The 12,444-nt window shown below is 32.9% G+C and carries 13 protein-coding genes; 1 reads left to right on the top strand and 12 read right to left on the bottom strand.

The window, feature by feature from the left end:
• Position 1: 1 nt before the first annotated feature.
• From QE431_RS18400 to QE431_RS18390, 3 genes are all read right to left on the bottom strand, one after another.
• Entirely contained in the window at positions 2 to 1,723 is a 1,722-nt protein-coding gene (locus QE431_RS18400; protein WP_057117695.1) for a PspC domain-containing protein, read from the bottom strand.
• A 3-nt stretch (positions 1,724 to 1,726) separates the two neighbouring features.
• A complete protein-coding gene (locus QE431_RS18395; protein WP_008464689.1) occupies positions 1,727 to 2,059 on the bottom strand; it encodes a PadR family transcriptional regulator in 333 nt (110 codons plus the stop codon).
• Between the two features lie 129 nt (positions 2,060 to 2,188).
• On the bottom strand, positions 2,189 to 2,668 hold the full coding sequence (locus QE431_RS18390; RefSeq protein WP_307298936.1) for a DUF4870 domain-containing protein: 480 nt from the start codon (positions 2,666 to 2,668) through the stop codon (positions 2,189 to 2,191).
• A gap of 230 nt (positions 2,669 to 2,898) precedes the next feature.
• Between QE431_RS18390 and QE431_RS18385 the strand changes: the two genes are divergently transcribed.
• Positions 2,899 to 3,351: a DUF4442 domain-containing protein gene (locus QE431_RS18385; protein WP_307298933.1), complete on the top strand. Its 453-nt coding sequence runs from the start codon at positions 2,899 to 2,901 to the stop codon at positions 3,349 to 3,351.
• A 143-nt stretch (positions 3,352 to 3,494) separates the two neighbouring features.
• On the opposite strand, the gene QE431_RS18380 is transcribed toward QE431_RS18385, so the two are convergent.
• The 9 genes from QE431_RS18380 to QE431_RS18340 all read right to left on the bottom strand — a co-directional run bounded on the left by QE431_RS18380 (position 3,495) and on the right by QE431_RS18340 (position 12,401).
• Positions 3,495 to 3,653 (bottom strand): hypothetical protein, encoded by a 159-nt coding sequence (locus QE431_RS18380; protein ID WP_281866607.1) that lies wholly within the window; start codon positions 3,651 to 3,653, stop codon positions 3,495 to 3,497.
• A gap of 108 nt (positions 3,654 to 3,761) precedes the next feature.
• A complete protein-coding gene (locus tag QE431_RS18375) occupies positions 3,762 to 4,316 on the bottom strand; it encodes a hypothetical protein (RefSeq protein WP_307298931.1) in 555 nt (184 codons plus the stop codon).
• A 40-nt stretch (positions 4,317 to 4,356) separates the two neighbouring features.
• Complete coding sequence (locus QE431_RS18370) at positions 4,357 to 4,779, bottom strand: hypothetical protein (RefSeq protein WP_307298929.1); 423 nt, start codon at positions 4,777 to 4,779, stop codon at positions 4,357 to 4,359.
• Positions 4,780 to 4,877: 98 nt separating this feature from the next.
• Positions 4,878 to 7,118 (bottom strand): multicopper oxidase domain-containing protein, encoded by a 2,241-nt coding sequence (locus QE431_RS18365; RefSeq protein ID WP_307298926.1) that lies wholly within the window; start codon positions 7,116 to 7,118, stop codon positions 4,878 to 4,880.
• Between the two features lie 3 nt (positions 7,119 to 7,121).
• Positions 7,122 to 9,641: a heavy metal translocating P-type ATPase gene (locus QE431_RS18360; RefSeq protein WP_307298923.1), complete on the bottom strand. Its 2,520-nt coding sequence runs from the start codon at positions 9,639 to 9,641 to the stop codon at positions 7,122 to 7,124.
• A gap of 315 nt (positions 9,642 to 9,956) precedes the next feature.
• Positions 9,957 to 10,517 (bottom strand): AraC family transcriptional regulator, encoded by a 561-nt coding sequence (locus QE431_RS18355; RefSeq protein ID WP_281866603.1) that lies wholly within the window; start codon positions 10,515 to 10,517, stop codon positions 9,957 to 9,959.
• Position 10,518: 1 nt separating this feature from the next.
• A complete protein-coding gene (locus QE431_RS18350; RefSeq protein WP_281866602.1) occupies positions 10,519 to 11,046 on the bottom strand; it encodes a DUF3347 domain-containing protein in 528 nt (175 codons plus the stop codon).
• 91 nt (positions 11,047 to 11,137) lie between these two features.
• Entirely contained in the window at positions 11,138 to 11,464 is a 327-nt protein-coding gene (locus QE431_RS18345; RefSeq protein ID WP_281866601.1) for a hypothetical protein, read from the bottom strand.
• A 103-nt stretch (positions 11,465 to 11,567) separates the two neighbouring features.
• Positions 11,568 to 12,401 (bottom strand): AraC family transcriptional regulator, encoded by an 834-nt coding sequence (locus QE431_RS18340; protein WP_057117704.1) that lies wholly within the window; start codon positions 12,399 to 12,401, stop codon positions 11,568 to 11,570.
• Between the last annotated feature and the right edge of the window lie 43 nt (positions 12,402 to 12,444).

Here is a 12,444-nt window from a genome sequence, read left to right as displayed (position 1 = left end):
TTTAGTTTATTTTGATTATAACTCCGTTTTTGTCAGTGGTTAGCTTTCCTTTAGTTTTTTTTCCGTTTAAAACTTCTTTTCCATTAATTTTAACCGAAACTTCATTTATTGTGTCGTTTTCAATAGTATTTACTTCGTCAGAATCATTGTCATCATTATCGTCTGCAGGACAATTTAAACATCTCACTTTTGATCCTTCAACTTTATAATTGTAATCTCCATCATAATTTAGATTGAAGAAATCATCGTCAGAATTATAGTAATCTCTTATTGAAGAATCTGGTTTAATTAATTGTCCGTCTGGAACGTACAAATAAACATCTACTTCTTGTCCTCTAAATTTGTTTTTAACATCTGTCAGAAAATAATTATCCAAAATTAATTGATTTCCGCTAATTTGAAACTTATAATTAATTTTTTCTGCTCTTTTTTTAGCGTTTGTAAAAGAATTTCCTCTTGCACTTTTTTCTATTTGAATAAAAGGAGTAGTTTCATCTGTATGTAAGATATGTAAGCGAACATCATTTGAATAAATTAATTCATTGTTTGCCGAGTCTTGTACAAATTCAAAATCTCTGTAATTATTTAGACTTTTTGTGTAATAGTCACTGTATTTAAACTTAATATATAATGTGTCAGCGGCTTTGATTCCAAAAAGCTTTTTCTCTACGACTTTGTTATCATAAGAAATTTCAGTTGCTTGTTTAATTCCGATACTAATTACAATTGCAATTGCAATAATCCAAACAGCTAAAAGAGTATACTTTGTAATATTTCCAATTGATTTTAAGTTCGGAGATAACAATTTGAAACCTAAAAGTGTTAAGAAGAAAAACGGAATTCCGACAGCAAAAAGCATCAATAAACCAAATGACCAGATTGGATATTCTGTAAAGTTTCCAGCTTCTACAAAATTCTGCCAAGGAAAATCAATAAAAATGTTTGTTCCTAAAGTAAAAACACCAATCAATAACATGATTAAAGTTGAAATTCCAGCTATGATTAGGACAACTCCTAAAAACTTAGCAAAAATTTTAAAAACCGTCATGATAAAGTCTCCAAATGAACTACTTATTCTCCCAGCTCCCGACTTTACCTGGTTTCCCATTTTGTCATAATCTGCATTTTTGAATTTCTCAGATAATGAATCAATTTCTTCACGCACTTTTTTTTCGATGTTCGAAATAGTTACCGGCTCTCCAGTCATTTCTAATTTTTCTGAAGTTGTAACTGCTTCAGGCGTTACAATCCAAAGAACAAAATAAGCTAAAATTCCAGTTCCAAAACCTGCAAAAACGAAGATTAAGAATATGATTTTAATCCAAACAGCATCAATTCCAAAATAATGTCCTAGCCCTGTAGCGACACCTCCAATTAAACCTTTTTCTTTATCGCGGTATAATTTTTTGTGTTTTCTTTGCCCAAAATCATTGTAAGATTGATTGGTGCTTTCTTCGTCCTCAATTCTATAATCTTCAGGTTGTCCCATCACCGTAATCACTTCGTCAACATCTTTCAGTCCAACAACATGTTTCTCGCTTTTTTGTTTTTCTGATAATAATTCAGAAACACGCATTTCGATATCTTTAATAATTTCATCTTGTCCAGAAGAGTTGTTAAGTGATCGTTTTATTGCGTCAAAATAGCGTGTTAATTTTAAGTATGCGTCTTCATCGATATGAAAAAACATCCCGCCTAAGTTAATATTTACTGTTTTGTTCATGACTTATTGATTTTGATTGGTGATTAAGTTTACAGCGTCGGATAATTCTGTCCAAGTACCGCTAAGTTCGTTTAAAAATGTTTGTCCTATTTCGGTTAATCCATAATATTTTCGTGGTGGCCCAGAGGTCGATTCTTCCCAGCGATAATTTAGTAAACCGTCATTTTTTAATCTAGTTAACAACGGATAAACGGTTCCTTCTACAACTAGTAATTTTGCGTTTTTTAAAGTGTCTAATATTTCAGATGTATATGCGTCTTTTTCTTTTAATACAGATAAGATGCAAAACTCAAGAACACCTTTGCGCATCTGTGCTTTTGTGTTTTCAATGTTCATAATTTCATTTTGTTTTTTTTTGATTGAACAATTCGTTTTTTGATTGATGATGATTGATTGATGATTGATCTCGAATTTATTCTATTAGAATGAGTTCGTATAACGTATAACTTTTAACCTTTTCGATGATTACTTTATAAAAGGAATCGTTAGCGGATATTTGTACAATTCTCCGTTTGAAGCTTTTATAGAAGCGTAAATCACTAAAAAGAATTCAACAAATTTTAGTAATCCAAAAAGCACTACAGCTGTAATTCCTACACTTAGCATTCCAATATGGGCTTGGAAATTAAAGTTTCTGATGTGAATATTGTGGTCATTGAAAACAGCTTCCACTGGAATATTCTGCAAGAAAACAGTTAAGAAAATTGGTATAGCAATAAGTGCTAAGATCAAACTGTAAAGCAAAATACTTAACTGAAAGTTTAAAGCTTGTTTTCCGTGATGATCTGCAAATTCAGACTTGTCTTTATAATTTGTCCAAATGATTAGCGGAAAAATATAGTTCCCAAACGGAATTATATATTGACTTAAAGTACTCAAATGAGTAAATGATGCTGTATTCTTTTCTGATGTTTTTTCCATGATGAGTGGTGTTGTTGTTTCCATGATTAAAAGTATATAGTAATTTCTTATGCAAATATATGTCTAAAAGACAGTATCTTGTTTTGCATAGTACCAAATATTAACAAAAAATTAACAATTTTAAACTTTTAAAATGCGGTTTAAATTGTTGAAAATCATCTCTAAGTATTGATTTTATTGAGGTTTTTTTCATATTTGAAGAATATATTGTGCGTGCATAGTTTTTTTGTATTTTTACATAAAAAATATATCACATGGCAGTTTCAGTTTCCAAACTCAACAAATTTGTATTATTCAAATTACCATCTGCATACATTTGTGGTGTACGTGTAAAAGCAATCGACAAAGACCGATGTGTGGTTAGTGTTAAGCACAGATGGATCAATCAGAATCCGTTTAATTCTATGTACTTTGCTGTTCAGGCAATGGCGGCAGAATTGACAACTGGAGCTTTGGTGATCTCACAGATTCAACAAAGTGGTAAAAAGATCTCGATGTTGGTGGCTAACAACAAAGGAAACTTCACAAAAAAAGCAACTGGCAGAATTACATTTGTCTGCAATGACGGACATTTAATTGCGGATGCCATTAAAAAAACAATTGAAACAGGAGAAGGGCAGACTTTCTGGATGAAATCTATTGGAACTAATGAAGAAGGAGTTCAAGTTTCTGAGATGGATTTTGAGTGGAGTGTAAGATTGAAATAGTTTTAAAACTTTGTCACGAATTTGCATGAATTATTTTTACAAATGCATTAAGCATTTCTAATTCGTGAAAATTCGTGGCGAAAGAAGACCATAAAAAAAGGCCTCAAATATTTGAGGCCTTTTTCTTTGAAATTGAGTTTCAATTATTTTTTCGCACAACAAGATTTTTTGTCTTTTTTATCTGTTGTTTTTTTACAGCACGATTCTTTTTTAGCTTTTTCTTTTGCTGCTGGTTTTGTTTCTTGAGCGGTTACTCCAATTGAAAATAAAGCAACAGTCAAAATTGTAATTACTTTTGTCATTTTGTTTAAAATGTTTATGTTAGAAAGATTATAATTGGTAAGTCAAATATAAATTGATTTTCTTCCTGTAAGAATAGTTTTAATGTTAATGTTTTTGTAAAATGAATACTAATCTTCAGAATAAAACTGAGAAACCCAATTATCAAAATCCGCTTTGTATTTTTCCTGCGCATTTTCTATAATAGATTCTGTTTCTTCTATTGCCTCAAGATTGAAGTTTTCTTTTAACCAGCTAATATACTCTTGTAGATTTTCGCTTTCTTCATAATCTTCATCTTTATAAAAGTAAGCTTCTTCGTGATCAACGCTGATTTCAGTATCAAAAGTTAGTAGTTGCATAAAATCAAAAATGTTTTTTGCAACAATATGATAACCGCCTTCGTCACCAAAAACCACTACAGGTAATTCGTTTAAAGATTTGTTCGAGTCATTATTCCATAAAACGTACATAGAACCCGATCCGTTTGCTTGTGCAAAAGGCATTAGTTTATCTAAAAAAGCTTCATCTTCAGACCAGCTTGAAATTCCAGATTTATCATCTTCATAAAGACCGAAACCTTGAGAATAATTTTCATATCCTAGTTCGTCGTTTATTTCGAAAAATAGTGCTAATTCGTTTGTAATTTGGTTGTTGAAATTCTTTTTGAAATCTTCTAAAGTCATAGTTGGTTTTTGTAGATTAATTTATGTTTATTAGCTGTTTTTATTTGAAAAAATCGTCATCAATTTTAATGTTTAACGATTTCATGATGATGCCTTTATAATTTTCTTTCAGCAAATGATTTATTGCACTTTGTGATTTATAAATGATTTTATAGTTATCATTTTCTATTTCAATGCTTCTTATAGATTTGCTGATTTCACTAATGTTTTCATCATTCCATCTTCCTCTTCCAAAATAAATATGTCCGACTCTTTCTTCTGGATTATGGTGAATTAAATTAAAAACAATTGAATCTCCTTTTTTCATTTCATCCAATTGCTCGTTTTTAACTTGTGGATTTATAATGAGTTTTACTTTTACATTGCTTTCACTTTTGTTAGTAAAAAGAATGCCTTGCGAAGGATCGCAGCTTGTTAAGAATATGCAACAGAAAAAGAGCAGTATAAAATATAGTTTTCTCATATGTTATATCCAAATTATTGATTTTTGAAAACGAAGATATAATTTATTTTATTGCTAAAATGCTTTAAATGAAGTTAAATAAATTACATGTTTTAAAATCAATAATTCAAATTAATCCCAAACCCAATTCCCATATCGCTGTCATAATGTGTTGTAATTCCGAAATTTCGGGCAACTATATATTTTAATCCAGCCATATATTCTTTATCCGTATTCCACATTAAATTCATTCGCAGTCTTTGCGAAAGTGGAATATCTTTTCGTTCAAATTGCAAACGAACATTTCCATCGGTATAAACTTCAACTTGTGCTTTTATAAGCATTGGCAGCGTATATTCTACACCCGCACTAAAAACCGAACGATTGTCTTTGGTGTTTTTTTGACCAAAAATATTTTGTTCCTGTTCGTCCATTCCCATTTTGCGATAACGCCAGTCAAAACCTATAAAAGGCATTAACCATTGATTCTTTCCAATGTAACGTCCAATATGTGTTTCAGTTTCATAACCATGTTTGTCGTTGTATCCTAATCTCCATTCCGTTCCGATGCTCCAACGTGTGTTACTGAACATCGCTTCACCATCATTTCCGTTACTGGCAAAATCATTTTCTGCCATAAAATGAAACATACGATCGTCCATTTTCAACATTTTGAAAGCCATTTCAGGATGATGAATCAACGGATTTGGTGCTGAATTTTCGTAACTGAAAATTCTACCCATTCCAGCCATCATATGATATAAAATATGACAGTGGAAAAACCAGTCACCATCAGCATTTGCCTGAAACTCGATTGTGTCGGTTTCCATCGGCATAATATCGATGACATTTTTTAGCGGTGAATAATCGCCATGTTCGTTCAATATTCTAAAATCATGTCCGTGTAAATGCATCGGGTGGCGCATCATCGAACCATTGTACAGCACAATTCGAACGTTTTCTCCTTTTTTAATTAAAATCTTATCCGTTTCAGAAACTACTTTATTATCCAAACTCCATACATAACGATTCATATTTCCAGAGAGCGTAAATCGTAATTCTTTTACTGGCGCATCTTTTGGTAGATTGGTTTTAAAAGGCGATTTCAGCATTCCGTAATTCAAAGTCACAATTTCGGAGGTTTCAGTGCTGTCACTTTTCATTTCCATCCCTTCCATATTATGACCAGAATGATTCATGGGTTTAGAATTTTCGTCTTCGCCCGAAATTTCGGGATACATTACGGCATTCATGTCCATTTTATTCAAAGACATATTCATACCCATATCGTTCATTTCACCGTTAATTTTCATCATATCATTCATCATTTTCATGCCTTCAAAATATTTAAGTTTTGAAAGATGATGAATGGGCTGTTTTTCTCCATTTCCTAAAAATAAAGAAGCAGATCCTGTTCGATCTTCGGCTGTAGCCAAAAAAGCAAAAGATTTATGATCTTCTGGAATTGTAACCACAACATCATAGGTTTCAGAAACGGCAATAATCAAACGATCGACTTGTACAGGTTCAACATCATTTCCGTCACTAGCGACAACGGTGATTTTTCCTCCACCATAAGTCAGCCAGAAATAACTGGAAGCGCCTCCATTGGCAATTCTTAAACGTACTTTTGAGCCGGGTTTAAAATCAGAAAGCTGTTGCTCGTTTTTACCATTAAGAAGAAACTTTTCATAATAAACATCGCTAACATCCATGGCATTCATTCTCTTCCATTCGTTGGTAACCTTGGTTGAAAAATGTCCTTGTTTTACCGCTTCGGCGTAACTTTGTGTTGTTCCTTTTTTGATAGCAAACCAATCGTTGGCATTGTGCAGCATTCGCTGAATATTTTCAGGTTTCAAATCCGACCACTCGCTTAAAATAACTGGAATTGTCGGTAAATCGTCGATTCCCTTTCTGATTGTTGAATCATCTTTTTTCTTATTGATAATAAAAAGTCCGTACAAACCAATTTGTTCCTGAAGACCAGAATGGCTGTGATACCAATAGGTTCCGTTCTGAATAATCGGAAATGTATATTTATGAGTTGTTCCAGGCTCAATCGGCATTTGAGTTAAATATGGAACACCATCTTCTTTATTGGGAAGAAATAACCCGTGCCAATGCATCGAAGTACTTTCTTTTTTGAGATCGTTATGAACATAAATTTCTGCAATATCACCTTCGGTAAAAGTTAGAGTTGGCATTGGAATTTGCCCGTTAACAGCAATCGCTCGTTTTTCTTTACCCGAAAAATTGACAATTGTATCGCGAACGTATAAATCGTATCGCACCACTTTTTGTGCTTTTAGCTGAAAAGCAATTAAAAAAAGTACAAGTATATATTTGATCTTACTCATAAATTATAATTTTAAATTTCTTAATCGCAGAGCATTTACGATTACCGAGACAGAACTCAAACTCATTGCAACCGCGGCTAACATTGGCGAAAGCAAAATCCCTAAAAATGGATATAAAATTCCTGCTGCAATTGGCACGCCCAAAGTGTTATATATAAAAGCAAAAAATAAATTCTGTTTGATGTTTGACATTACAGCATGACTGAGGTTTTTTGCTTTTACAATTCCGTTTAAATCGCCTTTTACTAAAGTAATTTTGGCACTTTCAATCGCAACATCAGTTCCTGTTCCCATCGCAATTCCAATGTTGGATTGCGCCAAAGCAGGAGCATCATTAATTCCGTCACCTGCCATTGCCACAATTTTTCCTTGTGCTTGAAGGCGTTCGATTTCTTTCAATTTATCTTCCGGAAGGCAATCGGCTTTAAAGGAACTTAAATGTAAATGTTCAGCAACGGCTTTTGCGGTATTGTGATTATCGCCCGTCATCATGATAACTTCAACACCTTGAGCGATTAATTCTTTAATTGCTTTTGCACTATTTTCTTTGATGGCATCGGTAATGGCAACATAGCCTAAAACTTCTTTTTCAATAGCAATATATGAAATGGTTTTTCCAAGATTTTGCTCGGCAGTTACTTTACTTTCTAAATCATCAGCAACAGAAGCGCCTATTTCTTCCATTAATTTTTTATTTCCTAAAGCGACTTTTTTGTTTTCGATCGTTCCAATAACTCCTTTTCCAGCAATGGTTTCAAAACCCTGAACTTCTTTTAGAGAACTGTTTTTTGCTTTCGCGAAAGAAACTACGGCCTGCGCCAAAGGATGTTCGCTATGTTGATTTAAAGAGGCAATATTTTGAAGCAGAAAATCTTCGTCATTATGAATTGCAAATATTTTTTCTACAGATGGTTTTCCTTCGGTAATGGTTCCTGTTTTATCGGTAATTAAAACATCAATTTTATTCATGTTTTCTAAGGCTTCGGCATTTTTGATTAAGATTCCGTTTTGAGCGCCTTTTCCAACACCAACCATAACCGACATTGGAGTTGCTAATCCGAGTGCACAAGGACAGGCAATAATTAAAACCGCAATGGCATTGATTAATCCGTAAACGTAAGCGGGTTCTGGACCAAATTTTGCCCATGCAAAAAAGGTTACAATCGAAATAATAACAACTGTAGGAACAAAATATTTAGAAACACGATCGGCTAATTTCTGAATGGGAGCGCGAGATCTGCTGGCATCATTTACCATTTGAATAATTTGCGACAACATGGTTTCTGATCCTACTTTTTCTGCAAGCATTACAAACGATTTTGTACCGTTTATAGTTCCAGAAATTACCGCATCGCCCGTTTTTTTATCTACTGGAATAGGTTCGCCAGTAATCATCGATTCGTCGATGCTGCTTTCGCCAGAAGTTATTTTTCCGTCAACCGGAATTTTTTCTCCAGGTTTCACACGAAGTAAATCGCCTTTTTTAATATTGTGAATAGAAATTACTTTATCATTTCCATTTTCGACTAAAGTGGCTTCGGTTGGCGCTAATTTCAATAATTCTTTTATGGCTCCATTAGTTTGTCCGTGTGCTTTGGCTTCTAATAATTGTCCCAATAAAACTAAAGTGATAATTACGGTCGCAGCTTCAAAATACAAATGAATCGTTCCGTGATGCGATTTGAACTCTGCTGGAAAAATATCTGGGAAAAGCATTCCAACAATACTAAAGATAAAAGCAACGCTGGTTCCTATTCCAATTAAAGTAAACATATTTAAGTTCCAAGTCACAATAGATTTGTAAGCGCGAACGAAAAACATCCATCCTGCATAAAACAAAACAGGAATCGAAAATAAAAGCTGAACCCAATTCCACTTTTCGATGGACATTATATTGTAAAGTGGATTATTCGGAATCATTTCTGACATAGAGATAATGAATATTGGAAGCGTAAACAAAATCGCAATTTTCATTTTTTTCAATAAATCAGAATAAGTTTTGTTTTCTTCACTTTCAGAAGCCTGCATCGGAACCAAATCCATTCCGCAGATCGGACAATCGCCAGGTTCGCTTGAAACAATTTCAGGATGCATTGGACAAGTAAATTGTGTTGCTGTTATGGCAACTTGTGGTACTAAATCCATTCCGCAGACTGGGCAGTCTCCGGGTTTATTATACGTTTTGTCGCCTTCGCAATGCATTGGACAGTAATAAATACCATTTGCACTGGGCTGATGTACTTTTTTTGTATGATCGTGATTTTCTTTTTTATGACCAGAACAGCAAGATTTAGCAGCTTCGCCATGATTTTTAGGAGAATCCATTTCAATAGTATAATTTCCCGCCGCAGTTAAAACTTCTTGGAATTTTTCGGTTGGAACATGTTTGTCCATTGTTATGGTTGCAGTTGGTGGATTCAGAGTTACTTCTGCCTGAACGCCTTCAACTTCATTTAAAGTTTTTTCTACTTTGGTTCGGCATCCATTGCAAGACATTCCTGAAATTATATATTGATGAGTCATTGTATTGGTTTTTAAGTATTACAATGCAAATTTCCAAACTATTGACGAGTTCGGTTTGTAAAATTTTGAGAATGATTTGTAATATTTACTAAATGCTGTTTTTTTAACGCAAAGAGCGCAAAGGTTTACGCAAAGCACGCGAAGGGTTATTTTTTTAAGATTTAAAAGTTCTCAAAGCTTTAGCTTTATGAACTTTGCGCATAAAAGTTAGCCACAGATTAAAAAGATTAACACAGATTTGAAAATCCTTTTAATCTTTTTAATCTGTGGCTAATAAACTTTGTGTAAACCTTTGCGCTCTTTGCGGTTAAATAACTACAAGTTCTCGATCTGGATACGCTTTTTATCTTTCAATTGTTTGAACGAAGTAGGAGTAAAGCCCGTAATTTTTTTGAATTGATTGCTCAAATGTGCCACATTACTGTAATTTAAAATATCAGCAATTTCACTGAGAGAAAGCTCATTGTAAATCAACAATTCTTTCACTTTTTCGATTTTCTGACTAATGAAATACTTTTCAATCGTCGTATTTTCAATTTCCGAAAATAAGTTGCTCAGCGAATTATAATCCTGATTTAGATTTTCGGCTAAATAATCGGACAAGTTGATTTTTAAATCATTGTTTTTATGATGAACCAAATCGATGATTAGATTTTTTATTCTTTCGACGGTTTTTGTTTTTTTATCGTCAATTAAATCAAAACCTAAAACTTGAAGGTTTTCTAATAGAACTTCTTTTTGCTCGTCGCTGATTTCTTTTTCCAGTTCGACTTCACCCAATTCAACAGCAATAGTTTGAAGTCCGAGTTTTTCGAACTCAGACTTCACAACCATTTTGCATCGGCTGCACACCATATTTTTGATGTAAAGCTTCATATTATTTAATCGTTTCTACCACATTTCCGCAAGTCAGCATAGAAGAACCATAATATGGGTTTTTAACTGCTTTTTCTTTGCTCAACCAATCAGCATCTGCCATTGGGCAGTATTGTTTGTAAATTGGCTGTTCTGGACTAGAAACTTTTATAAGGTCATATGTGTTTTTAGATAAAGATTTAAAAGTCTCACGTTGTTTTTTAAGATCTGTTGTTGCCGAAATATTTTTGGCATCAGCAGTAAGTTTTTTTACAACTTTCATCCAAACCGTGTGCTCATTACTTTTTAATTTATCCATTTTTACCGCAGTAATGGCATTTAGTAAATCTTTGGCTTTCGCCGAAGTTAATTTGCTGTCACTTTTTATAAGTGCATCCTTTACGGTAAAATAAGCGTCATACACATTTTGCAATTGAGAATCTACAGCTTCAATTGCTGTTATTTCAGATTTAGCTGTGTTAGCTTGAATGTTATTTGCAGAAAATAATAGAGTGACTGCTGCTGTGATAGCTATGATAGATTTTTTCATTGTTGTTATGTTTTAAAAAGGATTAAGAATGTCCATTTGTTAAAAATTCGTTTTAAAAAAGACCCAATATGGGCTGTCAAAAATAGAATAGTTATATTTTCGGCTTCAGCCAAATAGAAGTAAAGCCAGAAGAAATAGTTACTTCAGGATAAAATGAAAAAGTATTTTTTAGAGAAAAATTAAATACATCGTTAGGTAAATTAAAATCATTTGAATTTAAAATAATGTATTGTAATGCTGAGGTATTGCAGCCTGTGTGAGTGCATTTTCCGTTGCAATTGTGTTTTTCTTTTTTGGTGTTTTTGTTTTCACAGCATTTTTTAGAACAGATGTTTTCCTTTTTAGAAGTCATTTCCATGTTGTGACCACTATTGCATGCATAATTAAAACTCGGAGTTAAAAGGAAACTGAGTGTCATTAAAAACATGAATATGTGGATTTTTCTAGGCAAGGAAATTATTTTTTGAAATACAAATTTAACTAAAAATACTCGAGTAAATCATTTTTTAAGATTTTGATAACTAGAGTTTTTTAAAATCAGTTGGTTTCATGTTTTTGCGTTTTTTAAAATAATTAGTTAGATGACTTTCATCGGTAAAACCAAATTCATATGCAATTTGTTTGATCGGTAATTGATTGTTATGGAACCTTTTCTCGATTAAAGTTGTTCTCAGATTATGAATGTACTCGCGATAACTGATACTGAAAGTCCTTTTAAAATAAGCACTGAAATAAGTCTGGGCAATATTAAAATGATCTGCAATAACTTTTATCTGCACCAATTTGGGCTGGTAAATATTTTGATGAATATAATTGGCAATCTGTTCATTGTCTAAATGCGTCGACTTCATCTGCAGATTCATACCGCGAATCGTTTCTTTAATCAAACCAAAAATGGAAAGGATCTGGTAAAAAACAATCGGCGAAGAGGTGACATCTATATATTTACCATAGGTAACGATGTTTTCAACAGTATTTTTCAGGATAGTTTTACAGGGTTCGTCAAACTTCAAAACCGTTTCTTTGAGAATTTTATCCCGCATAAAACTTTCTGGTGTATTCACGAGGAATTCATCGCAGGTTAGATTTTGTTTGGAGTTGAAATAATTATCTGTGAATTTGATAAAAGTAAATTTGGTGCTCTTTTTAATATCAAAATAGTGTTTGTCGTCTGGCGAAATTACAAATAGATCTCCCGCTTTATAGGGTAGTAGGTTGTTATTTAGGTGATGAATTCCGCTTCCTTTTTTGATATAAATAATCTCATAATAGGTATGAGTATGCGGAGGCAGATGAAACTTTTCTTCCTCAAATTCATCCAGAACAAGGGTTTTAAATTGATTTAATTTTGGCATAACTTAAATATACAATTTTATATCACAAATATACAATTTCTAT

The sequence above is a fragment of the Flavobacterium sp. SORGH_AS_0622 genome, assembly GCF_030818825.1.
Classification (GTDB): Bacteria; Bacteroidota; Bacteroidia; order Flavobacteriales; family Flavobacteriaceae; genus Flavobacterium.
This window is presented reverse-complemented; position numbering and strand designations above follow the sequence as displayed.